Genomic DNA, 18,167 nt, shown 5'->3' on the forward strand with positions numbered 1-18,167 from the left:
CGCCTATTCCAGCGGAGCGACGATGGTCGGATGCTTGAACTGCGTGACATCCAGCTTCGGCAGCATTCCGGTCTCGGCGTAGATATCCAGCATCTTCTGGATCGCGGGGAAGTTCGGTGCCGCGCCTGGATCACGGCCGAAATCATTGTCCTTGAGCAGATAGGTCTCGAGCACCGGAACGGGCGCCTTCAGCACTTCGTTGACGACCTTGAGAGTCTCCTCGCGGTTCGCCAGCGCCTTCTTCATGCCCGAGGTGATGTCGCGAACATAGGTCTTGACCAGTTCGGGGTTCTTGTCGACGAAATCCGCGCGGCAGGCTTCCAGGATATGCACGATGTTCGGCATGGCCTCCGACAGAGAGAACAGCTTCCTCGTGCCGCCCTTTGCCTCCGCGCGCGCGGCAAACGGCTGGTTCATGTTGACCGCATCGACACGGCCTTGGCGCAGCGCGTCCTCGGAGACCGCGAAACCGACCTCGACCAGCTTGATATCCTTGGCTGGATCGACGCCATTCTGCTTCAGGAGCAGATTGAACGGACCCTGGGTCCCGCCGCCGATCACGGAAATGCCGACCGTCTTGCCCTTGAGATCGGCGATGGTCTTGATCGGGGAGTCGTCTTTGACAGCCCAGTAGACCGAGAAGCCGCCGGGCTTCTCGAACACGTGCTGCGCCACGATGTAGGCTTTGAGATTGCCGCCGACCACGCCATTGGCAAGCGACAGCGGTGCCTGCGTCGCGCAGTCCAGCGCGCCGGCTGCCAAGGCCTGCGTCATCGGCGCGGTGCCCTGAAATTGGGTCCATTCGATGTTGTAGGCCTTGCCGAGGTTGGGAAATTCAGCCTGACGGCGCATCATCCAGTACTTGGATTCCTCGGCCGGGATCGTCCAGCCAACGCGGATCGTCTGTTGCGCCCATGACGGGCTTGCCCCCGCGCTCACGGCAGCTGCCGCCCCCAAAGCCAGGATCCACTTCGAAACGGTTCGCATCGTGCCCACTCCGCTGCTCCGGCGCCGACGGGCGCCACCCAACCCGACCGCCTCAAATGTTTCATGGTTCAAACATTCAGGCAAGCCATGCGGGCCGAAGGGTTCTGCCGTCCGACGCGAAATGTATGATAAGCCGGCGTCGCGCTGCGACAGAATGAGGCAACCTATGGCTGATGCGAGCAAGGCAAACCCGCACGGCGCCGAGAGGCTTGGCTATCTCGGCCTCGGGCTGATGGGAACGCCGATGACCCGGCGCCTGCTCAAGGCCGGTTATCAGGTCACGGTCTGGAACCGCTCGGAGGGCAAGACGGCTCCGCTCATCGAGGCCGGCGCCAAGCGCGCAGTTACGCCTCGCGATCTCCTGGCGAACTCCGATATCGCCTTCATGTGCGTGACGGATGCGACGGCCGTCGAGGAGGTGATCTTCGGACCGGAGGGGCTCGCTGCGGCGCCTGGTGCCGGCAAGCTCGTCGTCGATTTCTCATCGATACACCCCGATGCCGCGCGCCGCCTCGCAAAGCGATTGAAAGACGCCAATGGCGCCGGCTGGATCGATGCGCCGGTGTCCGGCGGGACGAAGGGCGCCGAGGAAGGCACGCTTGCGATCATGGCCGGCGGGGAAGCAGACGATATCGAACGGGTCCGACCCTACGTACTGGCCATGGCGCGCCGGCTCACCCATATGGGCCCGACCGGCGCCGGCCAGACCACCAAGCTCTGCAATCAGGTGATCGTCGGGTGCGCGATGGCCGTGCTGGCAGAAGCCACGCGCCTTGCCGTCAACGCCGGGATTGACGCCAATCGCCTGCCCGAGGCGCTCGCCGGTGGCTTCGCGGATTCCATTCCGCTTCAGCTGTTCGTGCCGAGGATGGCGCAAGGCATTCACTCGCCGCCGCTTGGTCACATCGCCACGATGCTCAAGGATCTCGATACGGTAGCCGATGTCGCACAGGCGACCTCGACGCCGGTGCCGATGGCCTCGCTTGCCGGACAACTCTTCAGGTTGGCCAGGGCCGCGCACGGCGCGGATGCGGACGCATTGGAGATCTACAAGCTTTCAGCCGCAAAGGGCTGAGCTGTCGAGCGCACGCTAAAACCCATCAGGATCACTTCTTGCGCTCGTCGTCGGCGAGAAATCGGCCAAATGCCCCTCGCGCGAAGAGCAGCGGCTCGGTCGTGCTGTAGGTATAGGCCTCGACCGCACCGAGAAAGATCACGTGGTCGCCGCCATAATAGCGATTCACGGACCGGCATTGAAAGTTGGCAACGCTCTCGGCAAGCACCGGCGCCCCGCCGAGGCCCGGCGTCCAGTCTACGCCGGTGAACTTGTCGTCCGAGGATTTTGCGAATTTGTTCGCAAGAGCCTGCTGCGAAGCGCCGAGCACGTTGACCGCGAAATGGCTGGCGTTCTGGAAGATGGTCAGGCTCGAGGAATAGACGACGAGGCTCCACAGCACCAGCGGTGGATTCAGCGAGACCGAGGCGAACGAGTTGCACGTAAGGCCGTAAGGTTTGCCATCGGGCGCCGCGGCCGTGATGATCGTGACGCCCGTTGCATAGGTTCCGAGTGCGTTGCGAAAGTCGCGAGGATCGATTGACGAGCTGTCGCTCGCGAACTCGTTGGCGGGATGGGGCACACGGGGCTGCTGCGGCTGATCATTCATCGGCCGGCCTCACAGCGTGAGATTTTCGGACGGCAGCCCTAGCGCCACACGTCCATAATTGGTTCCGGCCGCATCGAAGTTGAACGCGAGATGCGAGTTGATCGCGTGCGCATCGCGGAACTGGCGCTGCAACACGCCGCTCGTGAACAGGCCGCGCGCCCCGCTCGCGGCAAACAGCATCGAGACCGCGTCCGTGCACAAGTTCACGGAAAAGGATCCATCGCGCCGATATCGGGTCTTGGTCGCCATATCGGCGATGTGACCGCGCCGCGCGTCCTCCATGGCTTCGAGGCATGCCGACCGCATGATCAGGCGTGCGGCGTCGATCTTCGCCGAGGCCTCCGCGATCTTGATCTGGGTACTCTGAAAATCGCTCAGCTTGGCGCGGTTGTAGGTCGAAATGCGGTGACGTGCGACCTCGACGTAATCGTCGAGGCACGCCTGCGCGTTCCCAAGCGCAACACCCGAGAGGACGTAGGGAAACAACGAGAACACAGGCAGCGCATACAGCGGATTCGGGTTGACCCTGCTCCCCGGCGTCCGGCCGCCGGCGAGATCGCCGACAGCGACGGTCATATAGTCGGCCACGAAGGCGTCCCTGACCTCCACGTCGCAAGACCCCGTCCCGCGCAATCCCGCGACATTCCAGGTGTCCAGCACGTTGTAGTCGCCCTTGGGCAGCAGAAAGATGCGATACTCGATGCCGTCCGCCTCGTCGTCAGAGTACACGACGCTTGCCAGCATGTTCCATTCACACGAGGCAACGCCGGAGGAGAACGGCCAGCTGCCGCGAAGCTGGTATCCGCCCTGCACCCGCGTGGCGCGTCCGGCAGGAAAAATGAACGAGGATGCGATCAGCACGTCCGGATCACGGTTCCAGACCAGATCCTGCGCCTTCTGCTCGAACATGCCGAGCATCCAGTGATGGCTCGCCAGATTGGCGAGATTCCAGGCGACCGACGCATCCGCTTGTCCGAGCAGCTCGGCGCAATCGACGAGGGCGACATAGTCAAGCTCTGCGCCGCCAATCCGTGCCGGTTGCAGCATTCGGAACAGGCCGGCATCGTGGAGATCCCTTTCGGTTTCCGGCGGGAGATGCCGCAGCTCCTCTGTTCGCGCCGCCCGCTCGCGTAGTCGCGGCACGAGCGCCCCAGCCTTCGCGATCATTTCTGCGTGGGCGCGTCCGCCGGCTTCCGGGCCGGCGGGCTGATCCATGCTCGGATTTCGACCAGGCGCCATTTGTGTCCCTCGCTTTCACACATTTATGCGGCCGCCCCACCGCCAAATCAAGCCATGCAGCCGGCACCGGCCCGCAAGCCGGAGCCCAGTGCCATGGGGACCGATCGCGCGGGGCTAGCCCGTCGAAGGTTTGCTCGCGCCAAAGATTCCCTTCTGGGCAAATTCGGTGATCCGACGCTCGTCGTAACCGAGAATATTGCGCATGACGTCCTCGGTATGCTCGCCCAACAGCGGGGCGGCAACGGGATCGACTGTGCCGGTCAGGCTCATGGTAATCGGCGGCTCGATGTTGGGCACCCATTCCGCCGTCGGGTGCCGAATCCGGTTCAAGCGCTGGCGCTCGCGTGCCTCGGGCGCATTGAACCCCTCCTCGACCGTCCGGAGATAGCCGACCGGGATATTGGCCTGCTTCATCTTCGCCATCCAGCTCTCGAGCGTATCGCTGGCAAAGACCTCGGCAATGGCTGCGCGCAAGAGCTCCTTGTTCTCGGAACGGGCCTTGCGCGTGGCAAACTTGGGATCGGTGATGAGATCTGGCCGGTTCAGGACCTCGACCACGAGCCGGCGATAGAGCCGATCATTGGCGCAGGCCATGTAAAGTGGCCCATCTGAGGCCTCATAGACGCCGACGGTTGGCGACCCGCTGGGCGAATTGCCGAAGCGGCCGGGATTTTCGCCGTTGATGAGATAAGCCATACCGTAGAAGCCGGTCATTCCCATCGCGACGTCGAACAGTGCGACTTCGACACGTTGTCCGCGGCCGAGCCTGTCGCGCGCGAGCAGCGCCAGCAGGATGGCGTTACAGGCAGACATCCCCGTCGCCATGTCCACGATGGGCGGGCCGGTGCGAACCGCGGGGCCGTCGGCAAACCCGTTGAGCGACATGAAGCCGCTCTCCGCCTGCGTGATGGGATCGAAACCGGGCCGCGAGGCGAACGGTCCGGAGCGGCCGTAGGCGGAGATCGAGCAATAGACCAGCCGTGGATTGAGCGGCGCGACCGACTCGTAGTCGAGTCCAAACTTCTTCATGACCCCGCTCGAGAAATTTTCCACGACGACGTCCGCCTTGCGGATCAGATCCAGCGCGATCTCGCGGGCTTCCGGCACGGAAAGGTCGAGCGCAATGCCGCGCTTGTTGCGGTTCAGGCTGAGATAGGCGGCGCTCTCGCCGCCGATTTCGGCGTGCTCATAGGCGCGCGTGTCGTCGCCGCCGTCGGGATTCTCGATCTTGATGACGTGCGCGCCAAAATCGGCCAGCGTCTGCGTGCAGGCTGGTCCGGCGACGACACGCGTGAAATCGATGACCAAGAGACCATCGAGCGCAGTCAGCCCTGCCGCCGCCCGCGACGGCCGTTCCGGCAATTGAGGCTTGTTGGGCATGGATGGCGCTCCCTTACATCGGCTTGTGGCCGCCGAATTTCCTGCAATAGCAAACTTAAAGCCCGGCACCACCAGCTTCGCAAGTACCTCGCTTGCTTTTCCCGAAACGCAGAAACGGCCCGGCAGCCGTCAAGCTGCCGGGCCGCTAGACATTTCCGGGTGTATGAAGGTCACGCGCGTTGCGCAGCCATTCTGGTTTGAGAAGGTCACGTTCCGCATCACGGGAAACCCGCTCCGATCGATCAGCGCAGCCATTTTCGCCAATAGAGCGTATGCGACCAGGCCCACGGCGCGTCGGGCTCGTAGAGCCGATAACCCGCACTAATAAAATTGTTGGCCGAGACCGGATTGTCCGTCGTATCGGAGACGATGCTGTCCCATCCGAGGCGCCGCGCTCGCACTTCGATAGCCCGCATCAGCCTGAGTTGAAGTCCCCGTCCCCAGTGCCGCCGCAAGACCCCGACCCGGCAGAAATATCCGCTGTTCCGCGCATGCGTCGACGGCACGACGCCGGCGAAGGCGACTGCGTCGTCATCGTGGTAGGCGATCCACCATGCCCCCGACTCGAACTGCGGCACGGCGGCCCCATCGAAGAATGTCAGCCGGTGCAACTCGCCGAGAGTCTCGGCGGTCTCGTCATCGTCCGCATCGACGATCCGAATTCTGTACATGGGATGGCCCTATTGGCAGGGATCGTCGCAACTGCGTGACCTGCGCCGCCTTAGTGGTCGAGGCTCACTTGCCCAGCGCGACCTTGACGCCGAGCCACACCGCCCCCATCAAGCCGGTTGCGACCACCGTGATCACAGCCTTGAAGGTATAGCTCTGCGCCTGTTCCACGCTCTTTCGCCAGCGCCGCAGATGCTGGAAGTCGGCCCGAAGCTCTTTCCGGTCATCGTCTTCGATTCCGAAGGAGGCCAGGACTGATGCCACCGATTTCAACACGATGGCGTCGACGCTCTCCTGCTGAACCCTTTGCTGCTCGGCCAGTGTCTGCGCGACAATCGCCCGAATCTCTTCGTCCTGAATCTTCACCGCTTGATGATCCTCGCAACGTTCTCGAAGCCGCGCTTGGCGAAGTAAAAGGAGACAACCAGATTTGCCGTGATCGCTGCAAACCCGGCCAGGGCGTCCGTGGAGCCCAAACCGAGGACTTTGTCCCAGACCAGCAGCTTCGCGAAATACAGCGCTACGCAATATCCCATCAGCTTATCCGGCTCGTGCCAGTGCCCGATTTCGGCAATGCGATATTGCATGACGGCGTTGATCTCGGCCGTCTGCGCCGCGATCTCGCCTGCTGCGAGATCGGCGGCAATCTTGCTGTCGACATTCTCGGCCTTCAGCTTGGCCTGGTAGGCGTCGATCAGCCCCTTGATGACGGGCCCGCCGAGGAATGAGATGATGGTCATCCACATCTTAGAGCGTCCGGCGCCTTGCGATTTCGGTAAGGATGCCGGCGGCAGCGACTGCGCAGAGCATCTTGAATGCCGATTTGGCGTCCATGCTCGTGAGCTGGGTGAAGTCGTACCCGGAAAATGCCGCGATCATACCGGCGGCGAGAATGCCGACGAGATACTGAATGCGCGCCCACAGGATCGTCATCGAATCCTTGAACCAGGCCTTGGTCTTGTCCCACCAGGTGGTCATGGCTTCCTCCTAGAGATGACGTTGAACATGTTGGCGATGAATGCGCCGATAGAACCCTTGGAAGGATTGGCGGCGGATGGTTTCGGCGAGGCCGGCGCGATCTTCGCGCCCGTGAAGGTGATGGTCGGGTCGATCGCCATCATCGAGAGCAGCATCGCCACGCAGCCGAGCTGCTGATCGACATGGCCGGGGTCATAGACGCCATCCCGGACGTACTTCCCGGAGGAGTACTGATTGGTGCCGGCCCAGAGATACGGGCTCGGAACGCCCTTGCTGGCGTAGCCAAGACCGTTGTACATCTCGAGCGCGATCAGGACGCCGGCCAGAGACCAGTCCTTGCGCTTGGCGAGGTAAGGGTGGCAATTGAGCAGCGCATCGATCGCAGCCTCTTCCCAGGAGCTGAACGGGCCGCGGCCTGCCGGAACGTGAACCGAGACCTTATTCCAGGGCTCGCCCTGGGCCAGCGACCGGCCCCAATTCTGGGACGATTCCCGTTCATGGATGACGGCGATCACGAACCACGGAACGCCGGTCTTGGCTTCGACCGCCTGATAGCGGATCTTGGCGGAAACCAGAGCCTGAGCGATCTTGTCGCTCAGGCTCTTCCGGGTCGGCTTGGCATTTTTCCAGCGGGTTAGGTTCGCCCGCGTGAGGGCGTTGAAGTCGGTCATTGGCAGATCCTTTCGGTTGCCTTGATCTATCGTGGGTTGCGGTGATATTCCTCCGGGATGGATGCTGAGATTTCCCGGTTTATTTGGCGTGCGCTGAGGTCTCGCTTCCGAGATCACCGCGCGGAACTTGCGGCCATTCGCGGCCACATCAGGCCGGGCGGCGTCGTGTGCGACGTTGGCGCCAACAAGGGCAGCTTCCTACTCTGGCTGTCTCGTTGGTGCGAAGCCGGCAAGGTGGTCGCGTTCGAGCCGCAGCCAGAGTTGGCGGCGTATCTCGCGCGAATGTGTTCAGCGCTGAAGCTTCAGAATGTTATCGTCGAAGAACGCGCCGCCTTTTCTGAAACCGGCGAACGAGAATTGTTCATCCCGAACGGGCATCAACCCGGCGCCTCACTGAAGGCCGGGGGCCTATCGTACGCTACGCTACACACGATCACCGTTCCCACCGTGGCACTGGACGACTACTTCCCCGAGCGCGATTTCGTTTCGGTCCTCAAGATCGACGTAGAGGGTGCCGAAACGGATGTCTTCCGAGGCGCAGACCGAATTCTCCGCAGAGACAAGCCGCTGCTGGTATTCGAGTGCGAAGCAAGGCACCTCGGAGAGAGCAACATCAGTGATGTATTCCGACGCCTTGAGAAGATCGGATATCACGGCTCCTTCGTCCGCCGTGGCAAGACATTCCCGGTCTCTCAATTCCGCGAAGAAACACACCAGCGGAGGGAGGGTGAATGGTTCTGGAAGAGCGCCGGATATTGCTCAAACTTTGTTTTCTCAGCTAGATAACTCGCAGCAACTTGTTCGCAACGATTGTCGGCTGCACGATGGAAAAGGGAGTGCTGGTGCCGCCCTGCGCCTCCCCAGTGAAGGGAAAGCCGCTGCCGAGAACAGCAATCGTCGTATTATTAGCGAATGCCGCAGTACCAGAGCCCCCGCCCTGCGGGTTGAAAGTTGTACTGTTCTGCTGAATGTTTACGAAGCTTTGCGATCCCGTTAGCGATCCTGCCGGCGTATAGGGAGGAAGGTTCGCGGTGATAAGCGTTCGCGATTGCGCACCGCCCGCATCGCCCAAAGCGTCGATGCCAGCAACGGCATCGGTCAGACGGTTGGCCGATACGCCTCCCATCCCGTCAGCGCCAGCGACGACGCGCCCGCGAAGATCCGGGACGTTGAACGTGGTAGAACCATCTCCCGCGCCAAAAGTCGTGCTCAACAAAGAGAACAGGCCCGAGTACATCGTGCGCGAGATCGCCTGCCCGTAGGCTAGTACGAACGAACTGTTCGGCGCGGTTGTGCCCCAATAGTCGATGCTCCCACCAATCGGGACGCTGTACGGATTGCCGTAGAAGCCCTGAAGATAGAACGCCGCATCGCTCGAATTGTATAGTGCCGCGTAAGGCGTTCCTTGCACTAGAACACCAGCCGGCAAGTCGGTCGAAGGCGCCGATCGCAGCGGCTTCGCACCAAGACCATCGACGTTGATGGTTACAGTCGCGCCATTCGTCGCATGCGGCGTGAACGCGATGACCTGACCGCTCAATTGCGCGAGGGTCTGAAACACCTGATAGCTGTTGACCGCATAGGCCGTGCTGGTGCCGGTCGTCACGATCGCGCCAGTCATGTCATCCCGGTATTTCGCAATCGCCGCCATCATCGCGCGCGCCGAGTCGTTGACGCTGGCGGGGGACTGCCCTTCCGCCCAGTTGATCGTCGAATCCGCAGTGGCGTCGACGGACGCCGTTTGAGACCATTTGTAGAGGGTCATACTGTATCCTTGGTGTGAAAAGGCGCTCATGAGCTGCCGATACGTAGCAAGCAACTCGCCGCTGCCCCGCCGTCAGTCCGGCGCCGTGGGCTCATTGCTGCATAGTTCGATGTACTGAGCGCAGCGACAGGATGGCGCTCGGGCCGTCAGCAGGTTGCGGATCACGCCCGTGGGGACGCCCGGACTTTCGCTTGCGATCCGGGCGACGCGTGCGTCGATGATCCCGTCGATCTCGGCTCGCAATTCCTCGATGCGGTCTTCAATTCTGGTCGCGCGTTGCGGCTTCGTTGCCATCAATCTTTCCCTCCTTGGTTTCGGTCTCGAACGCCGCCAGTTTCTGGCGGGCGGCCGCGGCCTCGTTCTGTGCGCGCCGGAGCGCGCGTTCGCGCTGGGCTTCGTGCGCGGCGAGATGGAGCTGGATGTCGTAGGGCAGCGCGGCGAACCGTTGCTTGAACGGTCCCGGCCAGGACCGCGGCGGGGGGATGGCTGCAATCGCGCTGATCGCGCTCGCGGCCGCGCCGCCCAGCGTCGGGTCGGCGAGGCCGAGCGATACGTGCATCCGCGAAATATCCTGCACGGCCGGCCAGAGACGGCTCATGCCGAGCGAGGCGCAGTCGGTGACGAAGCACGCCACCGACGCAGGCGACGCCGGACAGGCCGACACACCGTTCAACTCGCACCATTTGACGAACATCGGCGCATCGCGGAGGCGCGCCTGCGCAAGCGCCGTCAGCAGTGGATGGGTCATCGCCTGGCCTTGCGCAGCGCCTCATGGAGATTGCCCATGCGCCGGCGCAGATCGACCAGCTGAACGCGCTTTCGCAAGCTGTGCGGGCTGGAATCGATCTCGCCGCCTAGTTCAGCGTCGAATCGCTCGAGCGCGGCCACGCGCTTCTTCAGTCCATAGAGCGCGAAGTTCTCCGCGATGCGATCCGGCGACATCGGCTCGCCGTAAAGATTTCCGGTAATGGATTCGGCGCGTTCGATGAAATTCCTGTCGTCTTCAGTCATGAATATGCTCCCTCGGACGTTTCACTTCGATTGGCCGGTCAGTACGGCAAGAAGATCGGCGGCGGAATGCGATGCTCCGGTCTCTCGACCGATTGCGGCGTCGGCGTGGAGCCGGACATTGTGTCCATCGGGACCCCGGTTGCGGCCGACGCGTTCATCTCATCCATCGCATACCCGGAGGCCGGATATGGATTGAGCTCCCGTCGCATCATGTGATCCGGCCAGGACCAGATGAATTCTCCCCTCTCGTTCGGGCGGGGAAGAGCTCCTGTCCCGTACCCTTCGGTCACCACATAGAGATCGTCGCCTCTCTGGATGATCGACCGGAAGACGTTACCCGGATGGAGGACATGCCCAGGCATCGTGGCATTCACGATCGTCCATCGATCGTCATCCACATGCTGGCGAATCTGCCCCAAACCCGGGACATTCATGACCGCTCCGTTGCTGCTGATTTGGCCACCTTGAAAGGGTATCGCGTGTCTCTTGAGCGATTCGAACGCTGATTGGGGGGTGTTGCCCTGCCTGGTATTTCCGACCCACTGCTCCCTTCGATAATGGTGCGGCCCGCTCGGAACTGTGATCTGTCTGCCGCCTGAAAAGGGGATTCCAAGTTTGATTGGGGATTGCATCGTGGGGTCCACGCGAAATACTCCGCTTGCCTGCAATGACAATTGAGCGCACGGCCTCTCGAGGTGTGCGAGTCTCGATGGTTAAAGATGTGGAGGATCGATTAAGTAGGTCGAGCGCCGCGTAAGCGGCGCAGCGGCCTGAAGGTTTGCAGCGGCGCGGATGCGGGGCTCGCCCTCATGCCGATCGCAGAGCGACACCCAGCCAATGAACATCGAAAAGCGCAACCTGATCCGTGAAGCTGAAGATCCCAAGCTCAGGAATCAAGGTGGGAGCAGCAAACCGGCTCAGACGCCTGGCGGGGATTCGCCAGCGCCTGACCCCGGCTTGATCCACCTGAACAGGCGGCTTGCGGCCGCAACCGCGAAGAATGCAACGAGATTGGTTGCGGCCAGGACAAGAGCCACCGAGATGGGGCCATCTGCGGTTCGCGGAATGTCGTGCGGACCGGGCCACATCATCACAACGAGAACCCCTACGAACAATATGTTGGCGAGCGCCACGCCGAGCGTGAACCTCAGCCTCGGCGAAAATCTGACGCCAAACAGCTCCGGCATCACGACGAGAGTTGCGCCCACGAAAAGACAGACGAAATGCAGCATCGATAGAGAAATCGCCGCCATGACGAGCATCGCGATGGATATGAGCCCGTAGGTCACCAAGAGGCCCACCGCCGTCACAAGCACGAACTTGATTAAGACATCGAGCAGGACGATCGATAGCCACTGGACCGTCGATAAATTCATCTCGTCCTCCCGTTAGGCGCGCTGACGATCCGTCTCTGCGAGAGTCGTCGCGGTGTCCGGTGGAGCCAGATATTGTCGCTCATCCCAGCCATTGTGGACTCCTGTGAAGGCGAACCGATCGTGCTCAGCGACCACATCTAGATCGCGGTAACATACGGCCAACGGCAGATTGCCGCGCGCCCGGGCGCGAACCAATTTGAAGTCCGAGAACTGCAGATACAGAAGCCCTAAGGGACGATTCTCAACGTATTCATTTCTCTTGCGAGATTGCCCTTCGTAGATCCAAAGGCGAAGCAATGGCTCGGCAAGCTTCCTGGTAACCAGGCGATCGCCACCCCAAAAATAGCAACAATTGTCGCTGAGGCTGCGGCCGCCATCGGCGAAGACCATCACTTCATGGGCCCCTCGACGCTCGACGTAGAGCGATATCGCCAGATCCGATTTTGTCAGCTCGATCCTGCAACGCCTGTCGTACTGACATTCCTTCGTGCTCCCGACTTCGTTGAGCCCGCTCGTCGCGCCAGCGGCAACGTCCGCCCTCGTCGTACCGTCGAAGGCATACGAAACGATGTAGTCACCGGCAAAGGCGGCCTCGAGCGAGAAAAGAAGGCCTGTCGCGACAATCACGAGGGACAAAACAAGTCTGAACAGCATTGGCACCCTATCCAGTAAGCAGAGCCTCTATACCGAAACGACCAAGGTTGGTTCGATATTATGATACGCGAAGGCGCGCCGGTACACGCCTCATGGTCGAGCGGCCGTCTTCGCGCGATAAAGCGCAACCGCGTCCTTGAGATCGCCCGTGCTGGAAAGCCGCGCGTTCAGCGCTCGGAGATCGTGTTGATCACGTTCGCCCCGGCTTGACGCCATGCCCGGCCTTTGCACTGGCGGCATCGGCTTAGCCGTCACAGCATCCTTCGCCTTCATCATCAAGCGATATTTTCCGGCGTCGTACTGCAGTCCGCGGAAGATGATGAGCCCGTCCCCTGGTGTTTCGATCTTGTCGCTGAACAGCCTGAAACCGTGGCCGAGCCGCAGGCTCGCGATCTTGCCCTCGATCAGACGCTTGGAGGATTGCGCCAGCGAACGCTGCGCCTCGCGGATGCAGACCGCGAGCGTGCCCCGCTCGGCCTGGCAGGTCTCGACCAGGAGCTCGCCGAAGAAATGCGATTTGCCCGAGCCGCGCCCCCCGTAAACGCCCTTGTAGCGCGCAGGCTTCAGCAGCGGCTCGAAGATCTTGGCCGTCGGAATTTTCAGGATCGACAATGGCTACGCTCGCTCGCCCTAGGGCAGGCCGGTGCGCCTGCGCCACATCGCGGACCAGTCTTCGTGGTCGGGGGGGTCAGATTGTCCTTGCCGGGTTTGGCCCAGGTCAGGAGAGGTCGCGTTTTCAGAGAATGGCGGCCAGAGCCCGAAGAGCCCGCCGAACTGGTTCTGCGCAGCTGGTGGGAGCGTGGAAGCGGGGCCGACGTTCAGGACCTCTGGCGGCTTTGTGTCGAACGCGGATCGGTTTGGGGTTGCTGCAGGCATTCTCGTCAGAATTCTCACGTCTTTCCGAGAGGTTGCAGGAACGCCCCGTGCATCGCGCAAATATTCGCGATACTCGTCGACATAGGCGGGCGGTGCCGGGTTTGGATCTATTGGGCCTTGCTGCTCCCAAAACGCTTGTGGCTTGAGCCGTCGGCCGGCAGAGTCCTTCAATTGATAGTGAAGATGATGATCGCCACTTTCGACATACGGCTCCCTCACTCCTGTATTGCCCATCGTTCCGATCAACTGCCCTGCCACGACTGGATCGCCCACACTCACGAATCTCCGGTGCGTGTGCAGAAGCTCATGCGAAAAACCATTGGCGTCCCTGATCGCGATTCTGCCGGCGGTGCCTTCGCCAGCGTTTGTCACGATACCGTCTACCGGAGAACGCAACGCAGGATGCTTCAGATTGATTCCCCGCTGCCCATTGGGGCCGACGTTGTAATTTCCGTCTACGCCCCGATGTGGTGAGGTACCACGGTCCCGTATCGCATCGTATGGACTAGTTGTATGAGGTTCGAAACCCGCAATTGGGGGTAACATTCGCCGCAAGGCTTCCTGCCAAGACATTCCACTCTCCAATATTTCCAAGCACCATTCCTGAGCCGAGAGCGCGGTACCCGACGATAGAGCCCCTTGCTCAACTTCTGGGTGTTCCACTATTCTGCGCACGAAGACGCAACACATCGCGAGCGGCTGGACGCCCACCCTCAATGCAGGAGCAATTCGTGAGGCTTGATGAGATAAGACGTGGCGCGTCGTTCATGGCGGTCGTCGTTCTTCTGATGTTGGCAGCTGATCTGTCAGTTGTTGCCCAAGAAGGGCCCGCGATGGCTGCGGACAAATGGCGTCCTAAGGCCGGTGCCTATGCGGAACCTGGCAAGAATTTCGAGTCGAACTGCGACGAAGGCAATGACATGACGATCGATCTCGGCGAGAAGTCGGTCAGCGGCTCTGAATGGGGTTGCAAAGTCAAGAGAATTGTCGATCTCGCCCCGGGCTCGCTGAAAGTGGGAATGATCTGCAGCGACTACAATCTGGCGCAGAACCTCAACCCGCGCGATCCCAACTGGGAGACCAGGCAATTCAACGAAGTCATGTTCGTCAAGCGGATCGATGACGCGACGATCTCCGTTCAGAAGAGTTTGAACGGAAAGCTCAAGGACCCTCCCTGGCGTGCGGCTTATTGCCCTCTAAAGACCCAGCGCGCGATTGCCGAAGCCACGCTGAGGGCCAAGGTGGAAGCAAAACGGAAGGCCGAACTGGAGCAAGCTCTGAAAGGCGCTCACCCGCGGGACGGTGTTTATGCAGCGGCCGGCCCCGACTTTGAGGAGCGCTGTGCGAAGTTCAACGACACGGTCGTTACGTTCTCCGGAAAGTCGATCACGACGGCCTCGAATATCTGCCAGATCAGGAATACGCAGGTTCAGCTTCCCGACACGGTCAGGATCGACTCCGACTGCACGTTGCAATCCCCTCCAGGCCCTGACGCCGTCGGCGTGCAGGACCCGGACACCATTCAGGACCGCAAGAACCTGATGTTCAAGAAGATCGACGACAAGACCGTCATCCTCTGGATCATCAAGGACGGACACTTTACCGGCGATGGCCGAAAGCTGTCCTATTGCAGCGACCAGGTGCAGCGTGCCTACGCCGTGCAACGCCGGACCAGCAAGCAGACCAAGAATTAGCCGAAGGCATCGAACGAAAAACCGCGCTGGCCCTAGGGCAGGCCGGTGCGCCTGCGCCACATCGCGGACCAGTCTTCGTTGTTTGGTGTGTCGGATGGACTTTGCGGAGCTTGATAGACACCAGCAAGGACGCCGCCGGCAGGCGCCGGCCACGATCCGAATCGTCCCTCCAAGTCGCTTTGTGGCGAGAGCGGAAACGACTCATCGGGAGAGACAAAAGGCACCGGCGCGCCATCGCTCGAATTGAAGACGGATCGATCCGACTTTCCTGCGGACATCCGCCTCAGAATCCGCACATCTTCGGGGCGCGTCCCGGGGACGAGAGCCGCATCTTGAAGATATCGTTGATGCTCCGGAACGTAAACGGGGGGGCTCGGGGCCGGCAGTTCGCGTTGATCCCAATATTCCTGAGGGTTCAGACGCCGCCCGGCGGCATCGATCAATTGATAATGAAGATGATGATCACCACTCTCCACGTATTTCGCGCGCACTCCCATGTTGCCCATCGTACCGACCATCTGCCCAGCGACAACGCGATCACCGATACTGACGTATTGCCTGTGCGTGTGCAGCAGTTCGTGTGAGATGCCGTCGGCGTCCCTGATCGCTATTCGACCTGCGGATCCTTCGCCGGCATTCGTCACGATGCCATCGACTGGAGACCGCAAGGCGGGATGTCTCAGATTGACCCTCTGCTGTCCGTTTGGCCCGACGTTATAGTTCGCATCCACGCCACGATGTGGCGATGTGCCGACGTTCCGGAGCACACCGTATGGGCTGGTGGTGTGCGGTTGAAAACCGTCTGCCGGCGGCAACATTCGTCGCAGTGCGTCTTCCCAGGACATGCAGATCTCCTCGTGATCGAACGATTGTGCTTGACCAGGTTGCGTAAGAACGCACGGCCACTTGCCCAACCTGTGGTTGGTCCACTATTCTGAGATTGGCGCCCAGATACAGATCAGGACCAAATCTCTGGAGGATTGAATTGTTGAAATTGAACCGTATGAATCGCGTCACTATGGCGTCGACGCTTGCCGTGGTTTTATTGCCATGCGTCGGCCTGTCTCTCCACGCGCAGGAGGGCCCCAAGAGCACCTCCGGCAAATGGCGGCCAAAGGACGGCACCTATGCAGAGCCGGGCCCCAGCTTCGATGCGAGATGCGGAGAGTATGGCGACGCACAGATCGATTGGAGCTCCAACTTCATCTCGGGTGGCGAAGAGGGCTGCAAGATCACCAAACTATCGGATACCGCTCCCGGCAGCATCAAGCTCGATGTCGTCTGCCATTCTGCCGAGAGAGGAGAACGTTCCTACAAAGAGGTCTTTCTCCTGAAGAAGATCGACGAGAGGACGATCTTTGTGCGCGAGACCCAAGACGGCAAATTCAGGCGCCCCGGAGGCCCCATGGCCTATTGTCCAGACGCGATGCAACAGATCTATACCGATTCCAAGAAACGGACCTGACGTGGTCATGTCATAGCTCTTGAGCCAAAGCCCCCGCGATCACTTCAGCTGACACTCCGGACCTAGACGCCTCGGCACGCGGGGATTTAAGAAAGAGCAAAGAAAAGCGCAAAGATCCCGGCCCAATCGAGGACGAGGCAAGCCAGAACCACCGTGCTCCAAACGCCAACGCGGGATACAAGCGCGATGTTTGCAAGTACCGCGATGAGGATAACGACGAGCGGCGAAAAATAGACGACCGGAGAGAATATAGCCAACCGATCAAACTGATGCGGAGCCGGCCAAACGATCGTTGCCACAGCGACCGCCAACGTCGAAAGACCGGAAATGATGCCCAGGGACAGGACGAGCCTATAAGCCGCAGGCTGAAGACGAATAAAGTATGTTGGAAGCACGCATACGATAGAGGCGACCGTCGAGATATCATTGATCGCAGGCATCGCGTCCACGAGCTGCTCAGTGTCCATCACTCGCCTCCACCAACCTTCGGGGACGGCTACGTCCGCAGTGACCGCGGTTCGCCGATATCGGATGCCCCTTCGCAAAGTCGGACTTGAATCATGAAGGATTTCGACGATTCAAGGTCGGGATTGTGCAGAATTTGACGAAAGACGCCATCCCCGCCTCTGATGAGGCTCCCTCGCTCCCCCCTCGCCCGCATTCTCCACCCCGCCACAAACGAATCGAGACGAACACCGGATCGAGATATCCGGCATCTCAGGCCTTGGGGTCGGCATCGCCCTCCACGGCGTCCTCGGGCCGCACGATGATGCGCTCGACCCGGTGGACCGTTTCCAAGCCCTCTTCGCCGCTCTCGATCGGCTGAGCCGACTTGCCCCAGCCGCGATCGAGGATGGCGTTGGCCGCGGAGAGGCGCACCGCCGGCGTCGCCTCGTCGTTGCGCATGAGGCCGACCAGCACCTTCAGGGCGGCTTTGGTGTGGCCACGCGCGAGCAAGCGGATCTCGGTCGGCGTGCGCGCCCTGGACTTTGCCTTCACCGCCGGCGGCGGTGAAGGCTCGCCTGCGATCTCGATGTCTTCGCTCACGACGCCATCTCCCACAGCGCGATTGCGACGAGGCCCGCGAGCGCGAGCGAAATCAGATAAGCGGTCATCATCATCCTCCATGCGAAGAAAATGCGCGGCAGATCGGCCAGGCGAAGCGCGATCGTTTCGGGCGCGAACCCTATCTCCGTGTCTTCCGGAGACCGCAGCGGCGCGGGCCATCGGCCCCAGCGCCGCAGGCCGGCACGTTCGCGCGTGCACGGCCAGCAATGGTTCGGACGGCGGCGCGCCGATCGGCGCTCCAGGTTTGTCGAGTGCGTGGCCGGATGCGCGGCCACCGTCCGATTCTGCAACCGAGACGAAAAAACCCGCGGCGGATGATGTCCGCGCGGGTCGATCATACTCGTCTCGATGATGTCATTCTGCCGGTGTTTTGCCCGACGTGTCAAACGAACCAATGCGCCGCGCCGAAGTTGATCGGTCGGAGGACCGTTATGACACCCACGACAGATCGCAAGCCGCGCAGCGACGCCAAGCCGCGCGGCGACGCCAAGCCGCGCAGCGAAGCCAAGCCGCGCAACGACAAGGACCGCGGCCCGGACCATGCCGTCATCGAACAGCCCGGCGAGGGCGCCGACGGCGGCCGCGACCTCGCGCGCGGCGAAGGCGGCACGATCGAACTTCCGGCGAGGCCAGGCGATTTGTCGAAGGACGATTAGGTGCGCCGGAACTT

Annotated in this window: 26 protein-coding genes and 1 pseudogene; 5 read left to right on the forward strand and 22 right to left on the reverse strand. The window is 61.4% G+C overall.

Annotation, left to right across the window (positions count from 1 at the left end; all coding sequences use genetic code 11):
- Positions 1-3 precede the first annotated feature (3 nt).
- Positions 4-987 carry an ABC transporter substrate-binding protein gene (locus tag K410_RS0126510; protein ID WP_028137674.1) on the reverse strand — a complete coding sequence of 328 codons (984 nt, stop codon included), beginning with the start codon at positions 985-987 and terminating at the stop codon, positions 4-6.
- A gap of 166 nt (positions 988-1,153) precedes the next feature.
- Between K410_RS0126510 and K410_RS0126515 the strand changes: the two genes are divergently transcribed.
- On the forward strand, positions 1,154-2,062 hold the full coding sequence (locus K410_RS0126515; protein ID WP_028137675.1) for an NAD(P)-dependent oxidoreductase: 909 nt from the start codon (positions 1,154-1,156) through the stop codon (positions 2,060-2,062).
- 31 nt (positions 2,063-2,093) lie between these two features.
- On the opposite strand, the gene K410_RS0126520 is transcribed toward K410_RS0126515, so the two are convergent.
- The 8 genes from K410_RS0126520 to K410_RS0126555 form a co-directional block, all read right to left on the reverse strand.
- A complete protein-coding gene (locus K410_RS0126520; RefSeq protein WP_028137676.1) occupies positions 2,094-2,651 on the reverse strand; it encodes a flavin reductase family protein in 558 nt (185 codons plus the stop codon).
- Between the two features lie 9 nt (positions 2,652-2,660).
- A complete protein-coding gene (locus tag K410_RS0126525; protein ID WP_028137677.1) occupies positions 2,661-3,890 on the reverse strand; it encodes an acyl-CoA dehydrogenase family protein in 1,230 nt (409 codons plus the stop codon).
- Positions 3,891-4,004: 114 nt separating this feature from the next.
- Entirely contained in the window at positions 4,005-5,270 is a 1,266-nt protein-coding gene (locus K410_RS0126530; RefSeq protein WP_028137678.1) for a CaiB/BaiF CoA transferase family protein, read from the reverse strand.
- Positions 5,271-5,512: 242 nt separating this feature from the next.
- The gene (locus tag K410_RS0126535) at positions 5,513-5,941 is read right to left on the reverse strand and encodes a GNAT family N-acetyltransferase (RefSeq protein ID WP_028137679.1); all 429 of its coding nucleotides are present in this window, start codon (positions 5,939-5,941) and stop codon (positions 5,513-5,515) included.
- A gap of 64 nt (positions 5,942-6,005) precedes the next feature.
- Entirely contained in the window at positions 6,006-6,305 is a 300-nt protein-coding gene (locus K410_RS0126540) for a hypothetical protein (protein WP_028137680.1), read from the reverse strand.
- Complete coding sequence (locus K410_RS39825) at positions 6,302-6,685, reverse strand: hypothetical protein (RefSeq protein WP_028137681.1); 384 nt, start codon at positions 6,683-6,685, stop codon at positions 6,302-6,304. Before K410_RS39825 ends, K410_RS0126540 begins: the two co-directional genes overlap by 4 nt.
- Position 6,686: 1 nt before the next feature.
- Positions 6,687-6,917 (reverse strand): hypothetical protein, encoded by a 231-nt coding sequence (locus K410_RS0126550; protein ID WP_028137682.1) that lies wholly within the window; start codon positions 6,915-6,917, stop codon positions 6,687-6,689.
- Positions 6,914-7,588: a hypothetical protein gene (locus K410_RS0126555; protein ID WP_049820322.1), complete on the reverse strand. Its 675-nt coding sequence runs from the start codon at positions 7,586-7,588 to the stop codon at positions 6,914-6,916. Before K410_RS0126555 ends, K410_RS0126550 begins: the two co-directional genes overlap by 4 nt.
- Positions 7,589-7,645: 57 nt before the next feature.
- On the opposite strand from K410_RS0126555, the gene K410_RS0126560 reads away from it, so the two are divergent.
- Positions 7,646-8,374, forward strand: a complete 729-nt coding sequence (locus tag K410_RS0126560; RefSeq protein WP_028137684.1) for an FkbM family methyltransferase — start codon at positions 7,646-7,648, stop codon at positions 8,372-8,374.
- Here K410_RS0126560 and K410_RS0126565 read toward each other — a convergent pair.
- The 9 genes and pseudogenes from K410_RS0126565 to K410_RS38700 form a co-directional block, all read right to left on the reverse strand.
- Positions 8,367-9,353 carry a phage tail protein gene (locus tag K410_RS0126565; protein ID WP_028137685.1) on the reverse strand — a complete coding sequence of 329 codons (987 nt, stop codon included), beginning with the start codon at positions 9,351-9,353 and terminating at the stop codon, positions 8,367-8,369. The two genes, K410_RS0126560 and K410_RS0126565, sit on opposite strands and share 8 nt — an antisense overlap.
- Positions 9,354-9,425: 72 nt before the next feature.
- Positions 9,426-9,647, reverse strand: coding sequence for a hypothetical protein (locus K410_RS38690; protein WP_080672250.1), 222 nt, complete (start codon positions 9,645-9,647; stop codon positions 9,426-9,428).
- A complete protein-coding gene (locus K410_RS0126570) occupies positions 9,613-10,047 on the reverse strand; it encodes a hypothetical protein (RefSeq protein WP_245269536.1) in 435 nt (144 codons plus the stop codon). The genes K410_RS38690 and K410_RS0126570 overlap by 35 nt, the downstream gene beginning before the upstream one ends.
- Before the next feature lie 50 nt (positions 10,048-10,097).
- A complete protein-coding gene (locus K410_RS0126575; RefSeq protein ID WP_028137687.1) occupies positions 10,098-10,364 on the reverse strand; it encodes a hypothetical protein in 267 nt (88 codons plus the stop codon).
- A gap of 38 nt (positions 10,365-10,402) precedes the next feature.
- A complete protein-coding gene (locus K410_RS0126580; protein ID WP_028137688.1) occupies positions 10,403-10,798 on the reverse strand; it encodes a hypothetical protein in 396 nt (131 codons plus the stop codon).
- Positions 10,799-11,281: 483 nt separating this feature from the next.
- Positions 11,282-11,740 (reverse strand): hypothetical protein, encoded by a 459-nt coding sequence (locus K410_RS0126585; RefSeq protein WP_028137689.1) that lies wholly within the window; start codon positions 11,738-11,740, stop codon positions 11,282-11,284.
- A 12-nt stretch (positions 11,741-11,752) separates the two neighbouring features.
- Positions 11,753-12,394 carry a hypothetical protein gene (locus K410_RS0126590; protein WP_028137690.1) on the reverse strand — a complete coding sequence of 214 codons (642 nt, stop codon included), beginning with the start codon at positions 12,392-12,394 and terminating at the stop codon, positions 11,753-11,755.
- Between the two features lie 300 nt (positions 12,395-12,694).
- A pseudogene (locus K410_RS40560) lies at positions 12,695-13,006 on the reverse strand (phage terminase large subunit); the annotation flags it as partial.
- 18 nt (positions 13,007-13,024) lie between these two features.
- Positions 13,025-13,843, reverse strand: coding sequence for a M23 family metallopeptidase (locus K410_RS38700; protein ID WP_196236069.1), 819 nt, complete (start codon positions 13,841-13,843; stop codon positions 13,025-13,027).
- 143 nt (positions 13,844-13,986) lie between these two features.
- Here K410_RS38700 and K410_RS0126605 point away from each other — a divergent pair, with 143 nt between their 5' ends.
- Positions 13,987-14,964: a hypothetical protein gene (locus K410_RS0126605; protein WP_196236070.1), complete on the forward strand. Its 978-nt coding sequence runs from the start codon at positions 13,987-13,989 to the stop codon at positions 14,962-14,964.
- Positions 14,965-14,996: 32 nt separating this feature from the next.
- Here the strand turns inward: K410_RS0126605 and K410_RS38705 are convergent, their stop codons facing one another.
- Positions 14,997-15,809: a M23 family metallopeptidase gene (locus tag K410_RS38705; protein WP_080672253.1), complete on the reverse strand. Its 813-nt coding sequence runs from the start codon at positions 15,807-15,809 to the stop codon at positions 14,997-14,999.
- 140 nt (positions 15,810-15,949) lie between these two features.
- Between K410_RS38705 and K410_RS0126615 the strand changes: the two genes are divergently transcribed.
- Complete coding sequence (locus K410_RS0126615; protein ID WP_155253706.1) at positions 15,950-16,429, forward strand: hypothetical protein; 480 nt, start codon at positions 15,950-15,952, stop codon at positions 16,427-16,429.
- A gap of 86 nt (positions 16,430-16,515) precedes the next feature.
- Here K410_RS0126615 and K410_RS0126620 read toward each other — a convergent pair whose 3' ends face one another.
- The 3 genes from K410_RS0126620 to K410_RS0126630 all read right to left on the reverse strand — a co-directional run bounded on the left by K410_RS0126620 (position 16,516) and on the right by K410_RS0126630 (position 17,835).
- Positions 16,516-16,896, reverse strand: coding sequence for a hypothetical protein (locus K410_RS0126620; RefSeq protein ID WP_028137695.1), 381 nt, complete (start codon positions 16,894-16,896; stop codon positions 16,516-16,518).
- Between the two features lie 250 nt (positions 16,897-17,146).
- Positions 17,147-17,476, reverse strand: coding sequence for a hypothetical protein (locus tag K410_RS0126625; protein WP_028137696.1), 330 nt, complete (start codon positions 17,474-17,476; stop codon positions 17,147-17,149).
- Entirely contained in the window at positions 17,473-17,835 is a 363-nt protein-coding gene (locus tag K410_RS0126630; protein WP_028137697.1) for a hypothetical protein, read from the reverse strand. Before K410_RS0126630 ends, K410_RS0126625 begins: the two co-directional genes overlap by 4 nt.
- A gap of 93 nt (positions 17,836-17,928) precedes the next feature.
- Between K410_RS0126630 and K410_RS37300 the strand changes: the two genes are divergently transcribed.
- Positions 17,929-18,153, forward strand: coding sequence for a hypothetical protein (locus K410_RS37300; RefSeq protein WP_049820323.1), 225 nt, complete (start codon positions 17,929-17,931; stop codon positions 18,151-18,153).
- The last annotated feature ends 14 nt before the right edge of the window (positions 18,154-18,167 follow it).

The sequence above is a fragment of the Bradyrhizobium sp. 22 genome, from assembly GCF_000482425.1.
GTDB lineage: Bacteria > Pseudomonadota > Alphaproteobacteria > Rhizobiales > Xanthobacteraceae > Bradyrhizobium > Bradyrhizobium japonicum_B.